This window comes from Lelliottia amnigena (assembly GCF_019047465.1).
Taxonomy (GTDB): domain Bacteria; phylum Pseudomonadota; class Gammaproteobacteria; order Enterobacterales; family Enterobacteriaceae; genus Enterobacter; species Enterobacter amnigenus.
The window spans coordinates 402,204-423,598 of record NZ_CP077236.1 but is presented as its reverse complement, the minus strand read 5'-3'; the positions used below and the strand labels follow the sequence as shown (position 1 = coordinate 423,598).

Genomic DNA, 21,395 nt, shown 5'->3' with positions numbered 1-21,395 from the left:
CCATGAAAAAAACCGCAATTGCTCTGCTGGCACTGCTTGCCAGTGGAGCCAGTCTGGCAGCCACTCCGTGGCAAAAAATCACCCATCCGGTGGCGGGCAGCGCGCAGTCGATCGGCGCGTTTTCCAACGGATGTATAGTAGGTGCGCAGGAATTGCCGTTGCAGTCCGATACCTATCAGGTGATGCGAACCGATCAGCGCCGTTACTTTGGTCATCCTGATCTGGTGACTTTTATCCAGCGTTTGGGGGATCGGGTTCACAATCTGGGGTTGGGGACGATGCTGATTGGCGATATGGGTATGCCCGCGGGCGGTCGCTTTAATGGCGGGCACGCCAGCCACCAGTCGGGACTTGATGTCGATATTTTCCTGCAATTGCCAAAAACACGCTGGAGTTCAGCACAGTTGCTTAAACCTCAGGCGCTGGATTTGGTCGCGCGTGACGGCAAAAATGTTGTGCCGTCACTGTGGACGCCCGATGTGTTCAGTTTGATTAAAGTGGCCGCGAAAGATAACGATGTAACGCGTATTTTCGTCAATCCGGCAATCAAACAGCAGCTCTGTCTGGATGCCGGAACGGATCGCGACTGGTTAAGCAAAGTTCGTCCGTGGTTCCAGCATCGCGCGCACATGCATGTCCGCTTACGTTGCCCGGCGAACAGCCTTGAGTGCGAAGACCAGCCATTACCTCCGCCTGGCGACGGCTGTGGCGCTGAACTACAAAGTTGGTTTGAACCTGCCAAACCTGGAACCACTCAGCCTGAGAAGAAGACACCGCCTCCGTTGCCGCCTTCCTGCCAGGCGCTACTGGATGAGCATGTACTGTAATGGATAACTTCGTCGATCTTTTCATGGTGTCACCGCTGTTGCTGGCGGTGCTTTTTTTTGTCGCCATGCTGGCCGGTTTTATTGATGCGCTGGCGGGGGGCGGGGGATTATTAACGGTTCCCGCGCTATTGGCCGTAGGCATGAGCCCTGCGCAGGCGCTGGCAACCAATAAACTCCAGGCCTGTGGCGGCTCACTTTCGGCCTCAATTTATTTTATTCGTCGCAAAGTCGTTAGCCTTGCCGATCAGAAGCTCAATATTTTGATGACGTTTATCGGCTCAACGTCAGGCGCGCTGCTGGTTCAGCATGTCCAGTCCGATATTTTGCGCCAAATTTTACCGATTCTGGTTATCTGTATTGGTCTCTATTTTTTGCTGATGCCAAAGCTTGGCGAAGAAGACCGACAGCGTCGTTTGCACGGTTTGCCGTTCGCCCTGATTGCTGGCGGTTGCGTCGGTTTTTACGACGGATTTTTTGGTCCTGGCGCGGGTTCGTTCTATGCGCTGGCGTTTGTTACGCTTGCCGGTTTTAATCTCGCCAAATCCACCGCGCATGCCAAAGTGCTGAATGCGACCTCTAATCTCGGCGGCCTGCTGCTGTTTATTATCGGTGGCAAAGTTATCTGGGCGACCGGTTTTGTGATGATGGTGGGGCAGTTTTTAGGCGCGCGCGTGGGCTCTCGCCTGGTATTAAGTAAAGGGCAGAAACTCATTCGTCCCATGATTGTTATTGTGTCGGCGGTGATGAGCGCCAAACTTCTTTATGACAGCCACGGACAGGAGATCCTCCACTGGTTGGGGATGAACTAATGAACAGTACACATAATTATGAACAGCTGATTGAAATCTTTGACGGCTGTTTCGCTGATGATTTTAATACCCGTCTGATTAAAGGCGACGACGAACCGATCTATCTCCCTGCTGATGCCGACGTGCCGTACAACCGGATTGTGTTTGCGCACGGCTTTTATGCCAGCGGGTTGCATGAAATTTCCCACTGGTGTATTGCCGGGAAAGCGCGTCGCGAGCTGGTAGACTTTGGTTACTGGTACTGCCCGGACGGGCGAGATGCGGCGACGCAGGGTCAGTTTGAAGATGTGGAAGTCAAACCCCAGGCGTTCGACTGGCTGTTCTGCGTGGCGGCAGGTTTTCCGTTTAACGTCAGCTGTGACAATCTCGAAGGCGATTGTGAGCCAGACAGAATTACCTTCCAGCGCCGCGTTCATGCGCAGGTGATGGAATATCTTGAGAAAGGCTTCCCGGAACGTCCGGCGCGTTTCATCAAAGCATTGCAGGATTACTACCACACGCCGGAATTAAAGGCGGAACACTTCCCATGGCCGGAAGATATTTAACTGAGGAAAGAAGATGATCGCAGAATTTGAATCACGCATTCTGGCGCTAATTGATGGCATGGTAGAGCACGCCAGTGACGATGAACTGTTTGCCAGCGGTTATCTGCGTGGTCACCTGACGCTTGCCGTAGCGGAGCTGGAAGCGGGCGACGATCACTCGCCTGAAGCCGTTCACGCTGCCGTGGGGCGTGGCCTTGAAAAAGCCATTCAGGCAGGCGAGCTTTCTCCACGCGACCAGTCTTTGGTATTGGATATGTGGGATAACCTGTTTGATCAGGCAAAGTTGCAGTAAATTTTCTGCCCGTGTGAGAACCCTCTCCCAGGAGAGGGTTCAGACCACGTCTTATTTCACCGCTTTCCCTTTCAGCAATTTCCGCACCCACAAACGATTTGGACTCAGACCCGCAAGCGTCGTACTGTCCATCGGAATCGGCTCTTCGCTCATCTGTGATGCCAGGATTTCTGCCAGCAGCGGGGCGGTACACAGCCCGCGCGATCCCAGCGCGCCCAGCATAAAGAGGCCTGGATATACCGGCGCAGTGACTGCGGTTTTGTTGTGCTCGGCAAGATCCTGATATTGCGTCAGCGTCGATTCGTAATCCGGCACGTTCCCGACCATCGGCAAGTGATCCCGCGTCGCACACCGCACGCCGCAGCGGGCATCTGAGTCAGAGACATCCACCTCTTTTGCCCATTCGGCTTTCGGGAAACAATCCACTAAACGCTGGCGATTTTGCTGCTGATCGGCTTCGCTGTACTCCATTTCTGTCTGGCCGCGATGATAGCTGGCGCCTATGCAATGATGGCCATTTGCTGGGTTTTGCGGTGTCAAATAACCGTCATAACAGAGCACCTGACGGAGTTTTTCGAGCTGTGGAGTTGTGGGAATATGACTGACCTGACCACCAACCGGATAAACGGGTAACTTTTCTGTTTGCGAAAAATCGCCAATGCGATGGCCGTTAGCCAGCACAACGCTTGAGTGCCGGGCATCAGCGTCATTGTTGAACCGTAACTGCCAGTCACCTTCCTGATGATTTAGGGATTCCAGTTGATAACCGTAATGCACATCCAGGCCGCGAGACTGCGCCAGGCTTATCACCGCAGCCGTCAGTTCCGCCGGGCATAACCACCCGCCCTCAGGGTAGTGAATGCCACCGCAGCCGGTTGGCACACCGGTGTTTTCCAGAACCTGCTGCGCATCCACGGCTGTTGCGATTTGTTCCGGTAAACCCAGTGACAGCATTTGGTCTATTTTTTGTTGGCTTTTTTCATCCCAGCCGAGCTGCGTCACACCGCACCAGTCGTGCGCATAGGTAACGGGAAGAGCGTCATACAGGCGACGAGCGAAGGTGAAGGCTGCCGGGAAAAACTGGCTGATCGCCGGGTCGTGAGCGCTCAGAAGCGGATACAACGCGCCCTGACGGTTGCCGGAGGCGCCATTTGCCGGTGAGTTGTCGGCACAGTAGAGCGTCACCCGCCAGCCGCGCTGAAGTAATGCAAAGGCCAGCAGGGCACTGGCGATGCCCCCGCCAATAATCGCCGTTTCACGTTTTTCAATGCCGCTGCGGGTAAACCAGGGCGCGCGGGGGCTTGGGGCATTGTCCTGCGCCATGACGCCCGTGAGCATTTCGCGTTTGCGGCCAAAACCTTTGCATTTTTGCATGGTAAAACCGGCGTCCCGCAAGCCACGACGAACAAATCCGGCGCAGGTAAATGTTGCCAGGGTTGCACCGGGGCGGGCCAGACGCGCCATTGCAGCGAATAACTGCTCGCTCCACATATCCGGATTTTTGGACGGAGCAAACCCATCGAGAAACCAGGCGTCGACCTGTTGATTGAGTGAGTCGTCGAGTTGGTCGGTCAGTTCATTGATATCGCCGAACCATAAATCGAGCGTGACTCTACCTTCATCCAGTAACAGGCGGTGACATCCGCCGATCGGCAACGGCCACTGCGCCTGTAGCTGTTCTGCCCACCGTGCCAGTTCTGGCCAATGCTGATGCGCCAGTTTGAGATCGTGACCGGTGAGGGGATATTTCTCAAAACTGATGAAATGTAATCTTTGTAGCGTAGCTTCGGGATGGTCAGCACGGAACTGCTCAAACGCCTGCCAAAGGGTGAGGAAGTTTAAACCGGTGCCAAAACCGCTCTCCGCCACGACAAATTGGCTGCGGTTATGGAGGGGAAAGCGCGCGTTGAGGTGGTTTCCATCCAGAAAAACATAACGGGTCTCTTCCAGCCCGTTATCATTAGAGAAATAGACATCGTCGAAATCTCGGGAAACAGGTGTACCCTCAGCGTTGAACTCAAGGTTAGCAGGTTGTACGACGTTTTGTTTCACGTAAGTTACTCGTCTGACAGGCAGTGGCATGATCTTAACGATGTGAGCCCGCTGGTGCAAATTTCCACAGAAATTGGCTGATCGGACTTGTTCAGCGTACAAGTGTACGCTATTGTGCCAGTCGAAACTTTAATAGTGCGACTTATAGAGGTATTGAATGAAACGTGCAGTGATTACTGGCTTGGGCATTGTTTCCAGCATCGGTAACAACCAGCAGGAAGTCCTGGCATCTCTGCGTGAAGGACGCTCTGGGATCACTTTCTCTGAAGAGTTTAAAGATTCAGGTATGCGTAGCCACGTATGGGGTAACGTCAAACTGGACACCACCGGTTTGATTGACCGTAAAGTGGTTCGTTTCATGAACGATGCCTCTATTTATGCTTATCTCTCCATGCAGGAAGCGATAGCTGATGCTGGTCTGAGCGAAGAAGTTTATCAGAGCAACCCACGCGTGGGCCTGATTGCAGGCTCCGGCGGTTCTTCAAAAGCGCAGGTATTCGGTGCTGACGCTATGCGTAGCCCGCGTGGCCTGAAAGCAGTGGGTCCGTATGTTGTGACCAAAGCGATGGGTTCAGCGGTTTCCGCGTGCCTCGCGACGCCGTTCAAAATTCACGGCGTAAACTACTCCATCAGCTCTGCCTGTGCGACTTCAGCACACTGCATCGGTAACGCGGTTGAACAAATTCAGCTGGGTAAACAGGACATCGTCTTTGCCGGCGGCGGCGAAGAGCTGGGCTGGGAAATGGCCTGTGAGTTTGATGCGATGGGCGCACTGTCCACCAAATATAACGAAACGCCAGAAAAAGCGTCCCGTACCTATGATGCGCACCGTGACGGTTTCGTTATCGCGGGCGGCGGCGGTATGGTTGTCGTTGAAGAGCTGGAACATGCGCTGGCACGTGGCGCGCACATTTATGCAGAAATCGTGGGCTACGGCGCAACGTCCGATGGCGCAGATATGGTCGCTCCATCCGGTGAAGGCGCAGTGCGCTGCATGAAGATGGCGATGCAAGGTCTGGACACCCCGATCGATTACCTGAACTCCCACGGGACGTCTACGCCAGTAGGCGACGTGAAAGAGCTGGGCGCCATCTGTGAAGTGTTCGGCGACAACAGCCCGGCCATTTCCGCCACCAAAGCGATGACCGGTCACTCTCTGGGTGCTGCTGGCGTTCAGGAAGCCATTTACTCACTGCTGATGTTGGAACATGGCTTTATCGCACCAAGCATCAACGTTGAAGAACTGGACGAGAAGGCTGCGGGTCTGAACATCGTGACCAAGCCAACTGAGCAAACGCTGACGACCGTTATGTCTAACAGCTTCGGCTTCGGCGGGACGAACGCCACGCTGGTTATGCGTAAACTGAAAGCGTAAGTTTTCCGTATCACGTTAAACATCACGTAAAAAGGGAGCCAGATGGCTCCCTTTTTGTATATGTATTTGGGTGTTATGCCGCTCGGCACAGATGCCACTTAGCACGTTTTCAACGAATTTTTCGCACCTGCACGAGCATTTGCGCTTAAATCACAATCCACATGATCGCCAGCGCAATCATCAGGGCAATGAACATCAGCCCTGGGCGCGCGGACATTGATTTGAGGGTTTCCACCACGGGCGCAAACAGCGGGCTGTAAATTGGCTGGATGTTGCGGGCTTCAGGCACACCCGATTCGCGCTCAGCGCGGCGGACAAAAATCTGATTGAGGAGATCCTGCACCTGCGCGGTCGTCAGTACCGCTTGCGGCGTCACCTGCCAGTTTTGTTGTGCGTAATCACGTATCGCTTCAAATTCCCGTGGCTCAAGCGGCTGTTTTAGCGCAGCCTGTAGGGTGTGCAGCGTTGGCGCGCTTTGCGTGCTCAACGTCTGACGCGCCTGAAGCCAGGTCACCAAATGGGTAAACTGTTTGGCTGGGATTAATTCGCCATCCTTTACGCCAGAAAGTTCCAGCATGGATTGCCAGATGAGCTTCGTGGGTTCTCCGGTCGCAGCGGCGAGTTTAGTCACCATCTGCTTGAGCGTGTTGTGCTCTGCGGGCAAGAGCGAGCGTTCTGTCGCCGGGCGCGTTTGCGGCTGCGGAATCGACATTTCATTATTTTGCAGCAGCGTCAGCACGGTTTTTAGCTGATCCGGCGTCAGTTGACTCAGCGCCGTCTGGCCAAATTGCTGGCGGATAAAATCACTCACCGCCTGGCGATTGTTACCCTGACCTAACAGCTCGGTGAGCTGTGAGATTGTCTGGCGCGTGGTGTGATTTTGTTGCGCGGTGTTCAGACGCGTATTCAGGTTTTGTTCCGCCGCTGGAAAGTGACGCGACAACAACGGCGCATCGTTTTTCAGCCCGAGCTCGTGTTTGACCCCAGCCCATACTTCCGCACTCTGTTGCGAAGTGAGGGCAACAAGACGGACGATCAGACGCTCCAGCACGGTGCGCTGCAGCGTAGAAAGCGGTTGTTCGCCAGCGGCGGAGGGAACTCCCGGGCCATCACCTGGAGGGCGCGGCGGCGTACCTGAAATGGGCTGCATCGTCATAAATCCTTAAAGTCGTTACTCACCGTAATCCAGGCCACCTGTACGTGTATGCCTGGGGGCGAGATTATGGCACACTTGCCCGGTTAACTTCCTCTCAAACAGGTACTCAGACGTGAAAATCCTCGTTGACGAAAATATGCCTTACGCTCAGGAGCTATTCAGCCGCCTGGGCGACGTCAAAGCTGTTCCTGGTCGTCCTATTCCCGTTGCTGAACTCGACGATGCGGATGCCCTGATGGTGCGCTCCGTGACCAAAGTGAATGAGACGCTTCTGGCCGGAAAAGGCATCAAGTTTGTGGGTACCGCTACGGCGGGAACCGACCATGTGGATGATGCCTGGCTCGCCAAAGCCGGTATTGGATTTTCGGCAGCGCCTGGCTGTAACGCGATTGCGGTTGTGGAATACGTTTTCTCATCGTTATTGATGCTGGGTGAGCGTGATGGCTTTGCGCTTCAGGACCTCACCGTGGGCATTGTCGGTGTCGGTAACGTGGGCGGCCGTCTGCAAAAACGTCTCGAGGCATTGGGGATTCGCACGCTGCTCTGCGATCCGCCGCGCGCCGATCGCGGTGATGAAGGCCATTTTGTCACCCTTGATGAACTGGTCGAGCAAGCGGATGTGATCACCTTCCATACGCCGCTGTTTAAAGACGGCGCATATAAAACGTTCCATCTGGCCGATGAGACGCTGATTCGTCGCCTTAAGCCTGGCGCTATTCTGATAAATGCCTGCCGTGGCCCGGTTGTGGATAATGCAGCATTGCTGAAATGTCTGGAAGAGGGGCAAAATCTTAGCGTTGTGCTGGATGTCTGGGAGCCAGAACCGGATCTCAACGTGGCGCTGCTGAATCGCGTTGACGTGGCAACCGCACACATCGCGGGCTACACGCTGGAAGGTAAAGCACGCGGTACAACGCAGGTCTTTGAGGCCTATAGCGCGTTTATCGGCAATGCACAGCAGGTGGCGCTTGATACGCTGCTGCCTGCGCCGGAATTCGGCCGTATTACGCTCCATGGCCCACTCGACGCGTCTTCGCTAAAAAGGCTGGTGCATTTAGTGTATGATGTGCGCCGCGATGACGCGCTGCTGCGAAAAGTAGCAGGAATTCCGGGGGAGTTTGACAAGCTGCGCAAGAACTATCTTGAGCGCCGCGAATGGTCTTCTTTGTATGTGATTTGTGACGATGCCGATGCGGCAGCGTTATTGAATAACTTAGGTTTTAACGCCGTACATAACCCGGCGCGTTAATGTCTTCTTAATGCTCCCTGCCGGATAATCTGGCGGGGACGCTAATTCATTTCTGGAGTACACCACCATGTCTGAAGGCTGGAATATTGCCGTACTGGGTGCCACTGGCGCTGTGGGCGAAGCCCTGCTCGAAACACTTGCGGAGCGTCAATTCCCGGTGGGAGAAATTTTTGCACTGGCGCGCGCAGAAAGCGCGGGCGAAGGGCTGCGCTATGAAGGAAAAACGGTGCGCGTTCAGGATGTCGCACAGTTTGACTGGTCGCAGGCCCAACTGGCGTTCTTTGCCGCGGGCGCTGAGGCATCAGCCGCTTACGCCGACGAAGCCGCCAACGCAGGTTGTTTAGTTATCGATTTGAGTGGCCATTTTGCGCTGGAGCCTGACGTCCCATTGGTCGTACCGGACGTTAACCCGTTTGTGCTGGCAGATTACCGTAATCGCAATATTATCGCCGTACCGGATAGCCTGACCAGCCAGCTTCTGACGGCGCTTAAACCGTTGATCGACGATGGCGGTTTATCGCGTATTTCAGTCACCAACCTGCTTTCTGTCTCCGCGCGCGGGAAAAAGGCCGTCGATGCGCTGGCAGGGCAGAGCGCGAAACTCCTGAACGGTATCCCGGTTGACGAAGATGATTTCTTTGGTCGTCAACTGGCGTTCAACATGATGCCAATCCTGCCGGATCGCGAAGGTAGCGTGCGTGAAGAACGCCGTATTGTCGAAGAGACGCGGAAAGTGATGCAGGACGAAGGCCTGATGGTTTCCGTCAGTTGCGTACAGTCTCCCGTATTTTACGGTCATGCGCAGATGGTGAGCTTTGAAGCGCTGCGCCCACTGGCCGCCGATGAAGCCCGCGAAGCGTTTGAACGCTGCGATGATATCTCCCTGAGCGATGAAACGGATTTCCCGACCCAGGTGGGGGATGCAACCGGCAGCGCGCATCTTTCCGTCGCCTGCGTGCGTAATAACTACGGTGTACCAGGTGAAGTACAGTTCTGGTCGGTTGCCGATAACGTCCGTTTTGGTGGCGCGCTAATGGCCGTCAAAATCGCCGAGAAACTGGTGCAGGAGTATCTGTACTGATGTCAGAAGTGGAACTTAAGCCGGTTCATAGAATTGCCCTTGGAATTGAGTACGATGGCAGTAAATACTATGGCTGGCAGCGTCAAAATGAAGTGCGCAGTGTTCAGGAAAAACTGGAAAAAGCGCTCTCTCAGGTGGCGAATCATCCGATCGCTGTCTATTGCGCGGGTCGTACTGACGCAGGCGTGCACGGTACCGGTCAGGTGGTGCATTTTGAAACCACGTCGGTGCGTAAAGATGCTGCATGGACGCTTGGCGTAAATGCGAATTTACCTGGTGACATCGCTGTGCGCTGGGTGAAAGATGTGCCGGATGATTTTCACGCGCGTTTCAGCGCCACGGCGCGTCGCTATCGCTACATCATCTACAATCAGCGCCTTCGCCCGGCGATACTTGGGCAAGGTGTGACGCACTTTTACGCGCCGCTGGATGCGGAACGTATGCAGCGCGCTGCGCAATCGCTGATTGGTGAAAATGACTTTACCTCGTTTCGCGCGGTGCAGTGCCAGTCGCGCACGCCGTGGCGAAACGTGATGCACATAAACGTCAGCCGTTATGGCGCGTATGTGGTGGTGGATATCAAAGCAAATGCCTTTGTACATCATATGGTGCGGAATATTGTTGGCAGCCTGATGGAAGTGGGCGCCGGACACCAGCCGGAGAGCTGGATTGCAGAACTGCTGGCAGCGAAGGACAGAACGCTTGCAGCAGCAACGGCAAAAGCGGAAGGTTTGTATCTGGTTTCAGTTGATTATCCAGAACGTTTTGACCTTCCAAAACCGCCAATGGGCCCGCTGTTTTTAGCGGACTAACGCAGTTGCAATTAAGGCTTAACCAATATGGACGTAATACATTTTATTATCGATTTCATCCTGCATATTGATGTGCATTTGGCGGAGCTGGTCGCGCAATACGGCGTCTGGGTGTATGCCATTCTGTTCCTGATTTTGTTCTGTGAAACCGGCCTGGTCGTGACACCATTTTTGCCGGGGGATTCCCTACTGTTCGTCGCGGGTGCGCTTTCAGCGCTTCCGACCAACGATCTGAATGTGCACCTGATGGTGATGCTCATGATTGTTGCGGCGATTGTTGGCGATGCGGTGAATTACACTATTGGGCGGCTGTTTGGTGAAAAACTGTTCAGCAATCCAGACTCAAAGATCTTCCGTCGCAGTTATTTAGACAAAACGCACGCGTTCTATGCACGTCACGGTGGGAAGACCATTATCCTGGCGCGCTTTGTTCCGATCGTTAGAACGTTTGCGCCGTTTGTTGCGGGAATGGGGCACATGTCCTATCGTCATTTTGCGGCGTATAACGTCATCGGCGCGCTGCTGTGGGTTCTGCTGTTTACCTATGCAGGCTACATCTTTGGCGACCTGCCGATCGTGCAGGAAAATCTTAAGTTATTGATTGTTGCTATCATTGTGCTCTCGGTTCTGCCGGGTGTGGTCGAAATCATTCGACACAAACGAGCAGCAGCAAAGCAAGCGAAGTAAGTACGCATTTGCGGTTCGACCACTTTTTTATCCAAAGTTTCGGGCTGTTATGTTTTAATGTGCAACATTCATGGTCTGTTTGTGGCAAAAATGGCATTATGCGCCGCTTACAGCAAAACTGGCATACGACCAGGTTCAGGCAGAAAGGTTATCAATGAGCTGGATTGAACGAATTAAAAGCAACATAGCCCCAACCCGTAAGGCGAGTATTCCTGAAGGGGTGTGGACCAAGTGTGATAGCTGCGGCCAGGTTCTGTACCGCGCTGAGCTGGAACGCAATCTTGAGGTTTGCCCGAAGTGTGACCATCACATGCGTATGTCGGCGCGCAATCGCCTGCATAGCTTGCTGGATGAAGGCTCGATGGTAGAGCTGGGCAGTGAACTTGAGCCGAAAGATCTGCTGAAGTTCCGTGACTCCAAGAAATACAAAGATCGTATCGCTTCTGCGCAAAAAGAGACCGGCGAGAAAGATGCGCTGGTGGTGATGAAAGGCACTCTGCACGAGATGCCGGTTGTCGCTGCAGCCTTTGAGTTCTCCTTTATGGGCGGCTCGATGGGTTCTGTCGTGGGCGCGCGTTTCATCCGTGCCGTTGAGCAGGCACTGGAAGACAACTGTCCTCTGATCTGCTTCTCCGCCTCGGGTGGCGCACGTATGCAGGAAGCGCTGATGTCCCTGATGCAGATGGCGAAAACCTCTGCGGCACTGGGCAAAATGCAGGAACGTGGTCTGCCGTATATCTCCGTACTGACTGACCCGACCATGGGCGGCGTGTCGGCGAGCTTCGCCATGCTTGGCGATCTGAACATCGCTGAACCGAAAGCCCTGATTGGCTTTGCGGGTCCGCGTGTTATCGAGCAAACCGTGCGTGAGAAATTGCCGCCTGGCTTCCAGCGCAGCGAATTCCTCATCCAAAAAGGCGCCATCGATATGATCGTTCGCCGTCCGGAAATGCGCCTGAAACTGGCAAGTATCCTGGCGAAGCTGATGAATCTGCCTGCGCCGAGCCCGGATGAACCACGCGAAAGCGTCGTTGTACCGGATCAGGAACCCGAAGCCTGATAACTCGAAAGGGCAGGGCCAAACGGCGCTGCCCTTTTGCTTTCTCACCGTAACTGAAAAGTGCGTATCATGGAAAACAACAGCATTCCCCAAGCCACGTCGCCCCTGGTCACGTGGCTTTCTTATCTGGAAAACCTGCACAGTAAAACCATCGATATGGGGCTTGATCGCGTCAGCCAGGTAGCGGCTCGCCTTAATGTGTTGAAACCCGCGCCGTTCGTTTTCACCGTCGCCGGCACCAACGGTAAGGGCACCACCTGCCGTACGCTGGAATCAATGCTGATGGCGGCAGGGTATAAGGTTGGCGTGTACAGCTCTCCGCACCTGGTACGCTACACAGAGCGCGTTCGCATTCAAAATACCGAGCTGCCAGAGTCTGCGCACACCGCCTCTTTTGCTGAAATCGAAGCGGCGCGTGGTGAGATCTCCTTATCTTATTTCGAGTACGGCACGCTCTCGGCGCTGTGGCTTTTTAAGCAGGCGAAGCTGGACGTAGTGATCCTGGAAGTCGGTCTCGGTGGGCGTCTTGATGCCACCAATATGGTTGATGCCGATGTTTCGGTGGTCACCAGCATCGCACTGGATCATATCGACTGGCTGGGACCGGACCGCGAAAGTATTGGTCGTGAGAAAGCGGGCATTTTCCGGGCGAATAAACCGGCCGTCGTGGGCGAGCCTGATATGCCGCATACCATTGCCGATGTGGCGCAAGAAAAGGGCTCTGTCCTGCTGCGTCGTGGCGTGGACTGGCAGTATGACGTGACGGAAAACGACTGGCGCTTCAGTGATGCGCAGGGTGTTCTCGAGCATCTTCCGCTCCCGCATGTTCCTCAGCCCAATGCCGCCACCGCGCTCGCAGCGATACGCGCAAGCGGTTTGAACGTCAGCGAGCAGGCTATCCGCGACGGCATCCAAAACGCTATGCTTCCGGGACGTTTCCAGATAGTGAGTGAATCGCCGCGTTTGATTCTGGACGTTGCGCACAACCCACACGCTGCTGGCTATCTCGCAGAACGCCTGAAATCATTGCCAAAAAACGGGCGCGTTCTGGCGGTTATCGGTATGCTTCATGATAAAGATATTGGCGGTACGCTGGCCTGCATGGAGAGTGTTGTCGATTGCTGGTATTGTGCTCCACTGGAAGGGCCACGCGGTGCGACTGCTGAACAGCTGATGGAACATATCAGCGCAGGAACCGCTTATGATAGCGTGGCACAGGCGTGGCATGCGGCGATGGCTGATGCTAAACCTGAAGATACCGTGCTGGTATGTGGGTCATTCCATACCGTTGCACATGTCATGGAAGTGATGGACGCGGGGAGAACCAGTGGCGAGTAAGTTTCAGAACCGTTTAACAGGAACCATTGTGTTGGTGGCGCTGGGAGTGATTATTCTTCCTGGCCTGTTGGATGGGCAAAAAAAACATTATCAGGATGAATTTGCGGCAATCCCACTGGTGCCAAAACCAGGCGATCGTGATGAACCTGACATGTTACCTGCGGCAACGCAGGCGCTGCCGGCACAGCCGCCAGAAGGTGCCGCGGAAGAAGTGCGCGCCGGAGACGCGGCTGCGCCATCGCTGGATGGCACTCGCTTAACCGGCAACGGCAGCAACGAGCTGGATCCTGTCGCAGAGCCGGTGGTGCAACCGAAGCCTGTCGAGAAAGCAAAACCTGTCGAAAAACCTCAACCGAAACCGCAGCGAGATAAAGCCAGCGAGCAAATTGCTGCTGCGACGGAAGTGCCTCCGGAAAAACCGGTCCAGGAAGAAAAACCTGCACCAACCGGAAAAGCCTACGTTGTGCAGTTGGGCGCGTTAAAAAATGCCGATAAAGTCAATGAAGTCGTCGGTAAATTACGCGGTGCGGGATATCGTGTTTACACTTCACCTTCGACGCCAGTGCAGGGTAAAATTACCCGCATTCTCGTCGGCCCGGATGCCTCGAAAGATAAACTGAAAGGGTCGCTTGGCGAGCTGAAGCAGATTTCAGGTCTGAGCGGCGTGGTGATGAATTACAGTGCAAACTGATTGACCTTATCCCGTCCCTTTCTCTAAAAAGAGCGGGAGAAAACCGTCCCATTTTCCCTTTGAGGAGAGGGGGACGGTGAGAGGAGAAGGTCCAGGCATCCGTCCGAAGAGACGTAAGAAGCCCTCGGCGTTGAACATTTTTTCAGCGCCTTTTTTATTTACGCGGGGGAAGGAAATCCCTACGCAAACGTTTTCTTTTTCTGTTAGAATTCGCCCCGAACTGGATGACAGGGCGTTTAATCGTGGGACATATATGGTCTGGATTGATTACGCCATCATTGCGGTGATTGGTTTTTCCTGTCTGGTTAGCCTGATCCGTGGCTTTGTTCGTGAAGCGTTATCGCTGGTGACATGGGGTTGTGCTTTCTTTGTTGCCAGTCATTACTACACGTACCTGTCCGTTTGGTTCACGGGCTTTGAAGATGAACTGGTCCGAAATGGGATCGCCATCGCGGTGCTGTTTGTTGCGACGCTACTCGTCGGCGCTATCGTCAATTACGTGATAGGTCAGCTGGTCGAGAAAACCGGTCTGTCAGGAACAGACAGGGTGTTGGGGATCTGTTTTGGTGCGTTGCGAGGCGTATTGATTGTGGCCGCGATACTGTTCTTCCTTGATACCTTTACCGGGGTTTCAAAAGGTGAAGACTGGCAGAAATCGCAGTTGATACCACAGTTCAGCTTCATCATCAGATGGTTCTTTGACTATCTGCAAAGCTCGTCGAGTTTCTTGCCCAGGGTCTAACCCTGAGTTGTGGCTTAGAGTTTGGTTTATTAGGGTACGTGTTCGCTCCAGTTGTTGGGCGCTGTCTGCGCTCAAACGGCCTGCGACAATGACGCCTACTAAACCACGCTCTTAACGAGGAAAAGACGAATGTGCGGTATTGTCGGTATCGCCGGTTTCATGCCGGTAAACCAGTCTATCTATGACGCGTTATCGGTGCTTCAGCACCGTGGTCAGGATGCAGCGGGTATCATCACGATTGATGCAAACAACTGCTTCCGTTTACGCAAAGCGAATGGCCTGGTCAACGATGTGTTTGAAGCCCGCCATATGCAGCGCCTGCAAGGCAACATGGGTGTTGGTCACGTTCGTTATCCTACTGCTGGCAGTTCCAGCGCTTCTGAAGCTCAGCCTTTTTATGTGAACTCACCGTACGGTATTACGCTTGCCCACAATGGCAATCTGACCAATGCGCATGAGCTACGTAAAAAGCTCTTCGAAGAGAAACGTCGCCACATTAACACCACTTCTGATTCAGAAATCCTGCTCAATATCTTTGCCAGTGAGCTGGATAACTTTCGCCATTATCCGCTGGAAGCAGACAACATTTTTGCCGCGATTGCCGCGACAAATCGCCTGATTCGGGGCGCTTACGCCTGCGTCGCGATGATTATCGGCCACGGTATGGTGGCCTTCCGCGACCCGAACGGTATTCGTCCGCTGGTGCTGGGTAAACGCGATCTGGGTGATGGCCGAACCGAATACATGGTTGCCTCCGAGAGTGTGGCGTTAGACACGCTGGGCTTCGAATTCCTGCGCGACGTTGCGCCGGGTGAAGCGGTGTACGTTACCGAAAAAGGCCAGCTGTTTACCCGCCAGTGTGCGGAAAACCCGGTCAGCAATCCGTGCCTGTTTGAGTACGTTTACTTCGCACGTCCAGACTCCTTCATCGATAAAATTTCCGTGTACAGCGCACGCGTTAACATGGGAACCAAACTCGGTGAAAAAATTGCCCGTGAGTGGGACGATCTGGATATCGACGTGGTCATTCCGATTCCCGAAACCTCCTGCGATATCGCGCTGGAAATGGCGCGCATTCTGGGTAAACCGTACCGCCAGGGCTTTGTGAAAAACCGCTATGTTGGCCGTACCTTTATCATGCCGGGTCAGCAGCTGCGCCGTAAATCAGTGCGCCGTAAGTTGAACGCCAACCGCGCTGAGTTCCGTGATAAGAACGTATTGCTGGTGGATGACTCCATCGTGCGTGGCACGACTTCTGAGCAGATCATTGAGATGGCGCGTGAAGCCGGTGCGAAGAAAGTCTACCTGGCCTCTGCCGCCCCTGAAATTCGCTTCCCGAATGTGTACGGTATCGATATGCCAACGGCGAACGAACTGATTGCGCACGGCCGTGAAGTCGACGAAATTCGTCAGATAATCGGTGCCGACGGTCTGATTTTCCAGGACCTGGATGACTTAATCGACGCGGTTCGTGCTGAGAACCCGGATATTCAGCAGTTTGAATGCTCCGTGTTTAACGGCATTTACGTGACCAAAGATGTTGATCAGCAATATCTTGATTATCTTGATTCGCTGCGCAATGACGACGTTAAAGCCGTTCAGATGCAAAACGATCTCGAAAGTTTAGAGATGCACAACGAAGGCTAATCCCTTCGCGAGTGAGGGCGCTGGCCCTCACTTGCAACTCCCCGCAAAATCCTGCAAAGTCTGCCCTGATACAAGAAAGGGCGAAATTATGAAACGACTCATCGTAGGGATCTCAGGTGCCAGTGGCGCAATTTACGGCGTACGCTTACTGCAAGTGCTGCGCGACGTGCCAGAGGTCGAAACCCATCTGGTGATGAGCCAGGCTGCACGCCAGACGTTGACGCTCGAAACCGATTTTTCCCTGCGCGATGTTCAGGCTCTGGCAAACGTGGTGCACGATGCCCGCGATATCGCCGCCAGCATCTCTTCCGGCTCATATAAAACGGCTGGCATGGTTATCTTGCCGTGCTCAATCAAAACCCTTTCTGGGATTGTGAACAGCTATACGGACACGCTGGTGACGCGCGCGGCGGATGTGGTGCTTAAAGAGCGGCGTCCCCTGGTGCTCTGCGTGCGTGAAACCCCGTTGCATCTGGGGCATTTGCGTTTGATGACGCAGGCCGCCGAACTGGGTGCGGTGATTATGCCTCCCGTCCCGGCGTTTTATCATCGGCCTCAGTCGCTGGATGATGTGATTAATCAGACCGTCAACCGCGTTCTTGATCAGTTTGATATCGACCTGCCAGAAGATCTCTTTACCCGCTGGCAGGGCGCTTGATCCCTCGCACAACGTCGGTGCATGAAAAATGGATTTGCCCTGTTTCGGGGCAAATATGCAACCGCGATCAAATCCTCAACATTTAATTCGTTTTTTCCCCTTTTCCCTCTGCGGTTCGTTCGGTAGACCTGCTATCTTTCACCATTAAGGCATTATCGCAACGTTTTATTAACATATTTAACGTCGATTTTTTCACCCGACGGCAATGTGGCATAAGACCTGCAAGGATCGCCTGCAATACAACACACAACACAATACATAATAAAATCACGACACTTGAGGGTAAATGTATGAAGAAGACGGTTCTGGCTCTGTCTTTGCTGGTGGGGTTAAGTGCGGCGGCAAGCAGCTATGCAGCACTTCCACAGACAGTTCGTATCGGTACCGACGCAACCTACGCGCCATTCTCGTCGAAAGATGCTAAAGGTGATTTTGTAGGCTTTGATATCGATCTGGGCAATGAGATGTGCAAGCGTATGCAGGTTAAGTGCACATGGGTGGGCAGTGATTTTGACGCGCTGATCCCGTCGCTGAAAGCCAAAAAAATTGATGCGATTATCTCCTCACTCTCTATCACCGAAAAACGTCAGCAGGAAATTGCGTTCTCCGAGAAGCTGTACGCTGCGGATTCCCGTCTGATTGCTGCTAAAGGTTCCCCAATTCAGCCAACCATTGAATCGCTGAAAGGCAAGCATGTGGGTGTGCTGCAGGGCTCCACGCAGGAAGGGTATGCTAACGCTGACTGGCGCGAAAAAGGTGTCGATGTCGTGGCTTACCAGAACCAGGATCTGATCTATTCCGATCTGGCGGCAGGTCGTCTGGATGCGGCATTCCAGGACGAAGTGGCGGCGAGCGAAGGCTTCCTGAAACAGCCTGCAGGTAAAGATTTTGCGTTTGCGGGCCCGTCGGTTAAAGATAAAAAATACTTTGGCGACGGCACCGGGATTGGCTTACGTAAAGACGATGCCGAACTGAAAGCCGCATTCGATAAAGCCTTTAACGAACTGCGTAAAGACGGTACCTACGACAAACTGGCTAAAAAATACTTCGACTTCAACGTTTACGGCGATTAATCGTCAGAGACGGGAAAGGGTGCCATGGCGATTCCCTGCCATGGTGCACCTCGGGTGTGAATGACCCAATGTGGTGCAAAAAACGCACCATGTTGGGTCGTCAGGTGCATAGTTAAGCACTTATGATGCAAAAAACTCCATACAGCGGGCATTATACTTTGCCATGTCTGGGGGATTGATGGCACATTAACGACACCCCCTCGTCGTAAAATCCCGTAATAGACAGTTTGTTGAGGATAGATATGAAAAAACTGGTGTTGTCACTTTCACTGGTGCTGGCGTTTTCCAGCGCTACCGCGGCGTTCGCTGCCCTCCCGCAAAAAGTTCGTATCGGCACAGATCCCACTTATGCCCCGTTTGAATCGAAGAATTCGAAAGGTGAATTGGTCGGTTTTGATATCGATTTGGCAAATGAGCTGTGCAAACGTATCAAAGTGCAATGTACCTACATTGAGAACCCACTGGATGCGCTGATCCCCTCGCTGAAAGCGAAAAAAATTGACGTGATCATGTCTTCTCTGTCTATCACCGAAAAGCGCCAGCAGGAGATTGCCTTCACGGATAAACTCTATGCGGCAGATTCTCGTCTGGTGGTGGCAAACGCCTCTGATATCCAGCCGACACTTGAGTCCCTGAAAGGCAAACGCGTAGGCGTGTTGCAGGGTACAACTCAGGAAACCTACGGCAATGAACACTGGGCGCCAAAAGGGATCGAAATCGTCTCTTATCAGGGCCAGGAAAATATCTACGCTGACCTGACTGCGGGTCGTATCGACGCTGCATTCCAGGACGAAGTCGCTGCCAGCGAAGGTTTCCTCAAAACGCCGGTCGGTAAAGACTATAAGTTTGGCGGTCCGTCCATTAAGGACGAAAAACTCTTTGGCGTCGGCACCGGTATGGGTCTGCGCAAAGAAGATAATGAACTGCGTGAAGCGCTGAATAAGGCCTTTGCAGAAATGCGCGCTGACGGAACGTACGAAAAGCTGGCAAAGAAATACTTCGATTTTGATGTATACGGCGGCTAATAGCGCTGTTCAATAACGTGCGGCCCCTCTCGTTACGGGAGGGGAAAAGACACGGTTTGACCACTCACGACACGACAGGGCAGGCGTTATGCTGTACGGATTTTCTGGCGTTATTTTACAAGGCGCGCTTGTCACCCTCGAACTGGCCCTCAGTTCTGTGGTGCTGGCGGTGCTGATAGGCCTGGTGGGTGCGGGAGCGAAACTTTCGAGCAATCGAATTCTGGCATTGGTCTTTGAAGCCTATACCACACTGATTCGCGGCGTACCCGATCTGGTATTGATGCTGTTGATTTTCTATGGCCTGCAAATTGCGCTTAACAGCCTGACGGATGCCATCGGGATGTCGCAAATTGATATTGACCCGATGGTGGCCGGTATCATCACGCTGGGCTTTATCTACGGCGCATACTTCACTGAAACGTTTCGTGGCGCGTACATGGCCGTCCCCAGAGGACATATCGAAGCGGCGACCGCTTTTGGCTTTACCGCGTCGCAAATCTTCCGTCGAATTATGTTCCCGGCCATGATGCGTTTTGCTTTACCGGGCATTGGCAACAACTGGCAGGTTATCCTCAAAGCGACGGCGCTGGTGTCACTGCTTGGTCTGGAAGATGTGGTCAAAGCCACTCAGCTTGCCGGGAAAAGCACGTGGGAACCGTTCTATTTTGCTGTCGTATGCGGATTGATTTATCTGGTGTTTACCACCGTCTCCAATGGCGTGCTGCTTCTACTCGAACGTCGCTATTCCGTGGGTGTGAAGAGGGCTGACCTGTGATTGAGATTATTCAGGAATACTGGAAATCGCTGCTGTGGACAGATGGCTATCGCTTCACCGGCGTGGCGATCACCCTGTGGCTGCTGATCTCCTCCGTCGTAGTCGGCGGAATTTTGGCGGTGTTTTTAGCGATTGGTCGCGTCTCGAACAATAAGTACATCCGCTTTCCGATCTGGCTGTTCACCTATGTGTTTCGCGGAACGCCGCTTTACGTGCAACTGCTGGTGTTCTATTCCGGGATGTATACGCTTGAGATCGTGAAAGGCACCGAGATGCTGAATGCGTTCTTTCGCAGCGGGCTGAACTGTACCGTCCTGGCACTGACGTTGAATACCTGTGCATATACCACCGAGATTTTCGCAGGGGCGATTCGTTCGGTGCCTTACGGTGAGATTGAAGCGGGTCGGGCGTACGGCTTTTCATCGGTGAAACTCTATCGCTGCATTATTTTGCCCTCGGCGCTGCGTATTGCGCTCCCGGCCTACAGCAATGAAGTGATCCTGATGCTGCACTCCACCGCGCTGGCGTTTACCGCCACCGTACCGGATTTGCTGAAAATCGCCCGTGATATTAACTCGGCGACCTATCAGCCCTTTACCGCATTCGGTCTCGCTGCGGTGCTGTACTTAATTATTTCGTACGTTCTGATTAGCCTGTTCCGTAAAGCGGAAAAACGCTGGCTGCAGCATGTCAAACCTTCGACGCACTGAGAATAAAGATGGCTGAGAACAAACTAAACGTTATCGACTTGCACAAGCGCTACGGCGAACATGAAGTGCTGAAAGGGGTGTCGTTGCAGGCAAACGCGGGCGATGTCATCAGCATTATCGGGTCATCCGGTTCGGGGAAAAGTACTTTCCTGCGCTGCATTAACTTCCTCGAAAAACCGAGCGAAGGCTCTATCATCGTCAGCGGGCAACAAATTAATCTGGTGCGCGATAAAGACGGACAGCTGAAAGTGGCGGATAAACATCAGCTGCGTTTGCTGCGTACCCGTCTGACGATGGTATTCCAGCACTTCAATCTCTGGAGCCATATGACGGTGCTGGAGAACGTGATGGAAGCGCCGATTCAGGTATTAGGTCTGAGCAAGCAAGAGGCACGCACCCGCGCAGAAAAATATCTGGCGAAAGTGGGCATTGACGAGCGCCAGCAGATTAAATATCCGGTGCATCTGTCAGGAGGCCAGCAACAGCGCGTTTCGATTGCGCGTGCTCTGGCGATGGAGCCCGAAGTGCTGCTGTTTGATGAACCGACGTCGGCGCTGGACCCGGAGCTGGTGGGTGAAGTGCTGCGCATCATGCAACAGCTCGCCGAAGAGGGAAAAACGATGGTGGTGGTGACGCACGAAATGGGCTTTGCCCGTAACGTATCTAACCACGTCATCTTCCTGCATCAGGGCAAAATCGAAGAGCAAGGACATCCGGATGACGTTTTAGCGAATCCGAAAAGCCCGCGCTTGCAGCAGTTTTTGAAAGGGTCACTCAAGTAGTTATCGTTC

General features: G+C 53.6%; 22 protein-coding genes. 20 read left to right on the top strand and 2 right to left on the bottom strand.

Translation table 11 applies throughout. From position 1 onward, the window contains the following. Positions 1–2: 2 nt before the first annotated feature. Genes mepA through I6L74_RS01985 form a run of 4 tightly spaced genes read left to right on the top strand, consistent with a single transcriptional unit; the run spans position 3 to position 2,473 of the window. The gene (mepA, locus tag I6L74_RS02000) at positions 3–827 is read left to right on the top strand and encodes a penicillin-insensitive murein endopeptidase (protein WP_059179356.1); all 825 of its coding nucleotides are present in this window, start codon (positions 3–5) and stop codon (positions 825–827) included. Then, the gene (locus I6L74_RS01995) at positions 827–1,636 is read left to right on the top strand and encodes a sulfite exporter TauE/SafE family protein (protein WP_059179355.1); all 810 of its coding nucleotides are present in this window, start codon (positions 827–829) and stop codon (positions 1,634–1,636) included. Before mepA ends, I6L74_RS01995 begins: the two co-directional genes overlap by 1 nt. Next, positions 1,636–2,181, top strand: coding sequence for an elongation factor P hydroxylase (locus tag I6L74_RS01990; protein WP_059179354.1), 546 nt, complete (start codon positions 1,636–1,638; stop codon positions 2,179–2,181). Before I6L74_RS01995 ends, I6L74_RS01990 begins: the two co-directional genes overlap by 1 nt. 13 nt (positions 2,182–2,194) lie before the next feature. Continuing rightward, the gene (locus I6L74_RS01985) at positions 2,195–2,473 is read left to right on the top strand and encodes a YfcL family protein (RefSeq protein WP_059179353.1); all 279 of its coding nucleotides are present in this window, start codon (positions 2,195–2,197) and stop codon (positions 2,471–2,473) included. 51 nt (positions 2,474–2,524) lie between these two features. Here I6L74_RS01985 and mnmC read toward each other — a convergent pair whose 3' ends face one another. Beyond that, on the bottom strand, positions 2,525–4,525 hold the full coding sequence (gene mnmC / locus I6L74_RS01980; protein WP_059179352.1) for a bifunctional tRNA (5-methylaminomethyl-2-thiouridine)(34)-methyltransferase MnmC2/FAD-dependent 5-carboxymethylaminomethyl-2-thiouridine(34) oxidoreductase MnmC1: 2,001 nt from the start codon (positions 4,523–4,525) through the stop codon (positions 2,525–2,527). A gap of 157 nt (positions 4,526–4,682) precedes the next feature. Here mnmC and fabB point away from each other — a divergent pair, with 157 nt between their 5' ends. Next, positions 4,683–5,900, top strand: a complete 1,218-nt coding sequence (gene fabB, locus I6L74_RS01975) for a beta-ketoacyl-ACP synthase I (protein ID WP_059179351.1) — start codon at positions 4,683–4,685, stop codon at positions 5,898–5,900. 145 nt (positions 5,901–6,045) lie between these two features. Here fabB and flk read toward each other — a convergent pair whose 3' ends face one another. Beyond that, positions 6,046–7,050: a flagella biosynthesis regulator Flk gene (gene flk, locus I6L74_RS01970; RefSeq protein WP_059179350.1), complete on the bottom strand. Its 1,005-nt coding sequence runs from the start codon at positions 7,048–7,050 to the stop codon at positions 6,046–6,048. A gap of 118 nt (positions 7,051–7,168) precedes the next feature. Here flk and pdxB point away from each other — a divergent pair, with 118 nt between their 5' ends. The 15 genes from pdxB (at position 7,169) to hisP (ending at position 21,386) form a co-directional block, all read left to right on the top strand. Then, positions 7,169–8,305, top strand: coding sequence for a 4-phosphoerythronate dehydrogenase PdxB (gene pdxB, locus I6L74_RS01965; protein ID WP_059179349.1), 1,137 nt, complete (start codon positions 7,169–7,171; stop codon positions 8,303–8,305). A gap of 67 nt (positions 8,306–8,372) precedes the next feature. Continuing rightward, the gene (locus tag I6L74_RS01960; RefSeq protein ID WP_059179348.1) at positions 8,373–9,386 is read left to right on the top strand and encodes an aspartate-semialdehyde dehydrogenase; all 1,014 of its coding nucleotides are present in this window, start codon (positions 8,373–8,375) and stop codon (positions 9,384–9,386) included. Then, complete coding sequence (gene truA, locus I6L74_RS01955; protein ID WP_059179347.1) at positions 9,386–10,198, top strand: tRNA pseudouridine(38-40) synthase TruA; 813 nt, start codon at positions 9,386–9,388, stop codon at positions 10,196–10,198. The genes I6L74_RS01960 and truA overlap by 1 nt, the downstream gene beginning before the upstream one ends. A gap of 27 nt (positions 10,199–10,225) precedes the next feature. Continuing rightward, a complete protein-coding gene (locus tag I6L74_RS01950; protein ID WP_059179346.1) occupies positions 10,226–10,885 on the top strand; it encodes a DedA family protein in 660 nt (219 codons plus the stop codon). Positions 10,886–11,039: 154 nt separating this feature from the next. Continuing rightward, a complete protein-coding gene (gene accD / locus I6L74_RS01945; RefSeq protein ID WP_059179500.1) occupies positions 11,040–11,945 on the top strand; it encodes an acetyl-CoA carboxylase, carboxyltransferase subunit beta in 906 nt (301 codons plus the stop codon). 69 nt (positions 11,946–12,014) lie between these two features. After that, positions 12,015–13,283 carry a bifunctional tetrahydrofolate synthase/dihydrofolate synthase gene (gene folC, locus I6L74_RS01940; protein WP_059179345.1) on the top strand — a complete coding sequence of 423 codons (1,269 nt, stop codon included), beginning with the start codon at positions 12,015–12,017 and terminating at the stop codon, positions 13,281–13,283. Next, a complete protein-coding gene (dedD, locus tag I6L74_RS01935) occupies positions 13,273–13,974 on the top strand; it encodes a cell division protein DedD (RefSeq protein ID WP_059179344.1) in 702 nt (233 codons plus the stop codon). The genes folC and dedD overlap by 11 nt, the downstream gene beginning before the upstream one ends. A 253-nt stretch (positions 13,975–14,227) precedes the next feature. Then, positions 14,228–14,716 (top strand): colicin V production protein, encoded by a 489-nt coding sequence (gene cvpA, locus I6L74_RS01930; protein WP_015959860.1) that lies wholly within the window; start codon positions 14,228–14,230, stop codon positions 14,714–14,716. Between the two features lie 129 nt (positions 14,717–14,845). Continuing rightward, positions 14,846–16,363, top strand: coding sequence for an amidophosphoribosyltransferase (gene purF, locus I6L74_RS01925; RefSeq protein WP_059179343.1), 1,518 nt, complete (start codon positions 14,846–14,848; stop codon positions 16,361–16,363). A gap of 88 nt (positions 16,364–16,451) precedes the next feature. Then, a complete protein-coding gene (locus I6L74_RS01920; protein ID WP_059179342.1) occupies positions 16,452–17,021 on the top strand; it encodes a UbiX family flavin prenyltransferase in 570 nt (189 codons plus the stop codon). Positions 17,022–17,311: 290 nt separating this feature from the next. Then, positions 17,312–18,094, top strand: coding sequence for a lysine/arginine/ornithine ABC transporter substrate-binding protein ArgT (argT, locus tag I6L74_RS01915; protein WP_059179341.1), 783 nt, complete (start codon positions 17,312–17,314; stop codon positions 18,092–18,094). 242 nt (positions 18,095–18,336) lie between these two features. After that, positions 18,337–19,119 carry a histidine ABC transporter substrate-binding protein HisJ gene (gene hisJ, locus I6L74_RS01910; protein WP_059179340.1) on the top strand — a complete coding sequence of 261 codons (783 nt, stop codon included), beginning with the start codon at positions 18,337–18,339 and terminating at the stop codon, positions 19,117–19,119. A gap of 88 nt (positions 19,120–19,207) precedes the next feature. Beyond that, complete coding sequence (locus tag I6L74_RS01905; protein ID WP_059179339.1) at positions 19,208–19,894, top strand: histidine ABC transporter permease HisQ; 687 nt, start codon at positions 19,208–19,210, stop codon at positions 19,892–19,894. Continuing rightward, positions 19,891–20,604, top strand: a complete 714-nt coding sequence (locus tag I6L74_RS01900) for an ABC transporter permease (protein ID WP_059179338.1) — start codon at positions 19,891–19,893, stop codon at positions 20,602–20,604. Before I6L74_RS01905 ends, I6L74_RS01900 begins: the two co-directional genes overlap by 4 nt. An 8-nt stretch (positions 20,605–20,612) precedes the next feature. After that, positions 20,613–21,386 (top strand): histidine ABC transporter ATP-binding protein HisP, encoded by a 774-nt coding sequence (hisP, locus tag I6L74_RS01895; RefSeq protein ID WP_059179337.1) that lies wholly within the window; start codon positions 20,613–20,615, stop codon positions 21,384–21,386. Positions 21,387–21,395 lie beyond the last annotated feature (9 nt).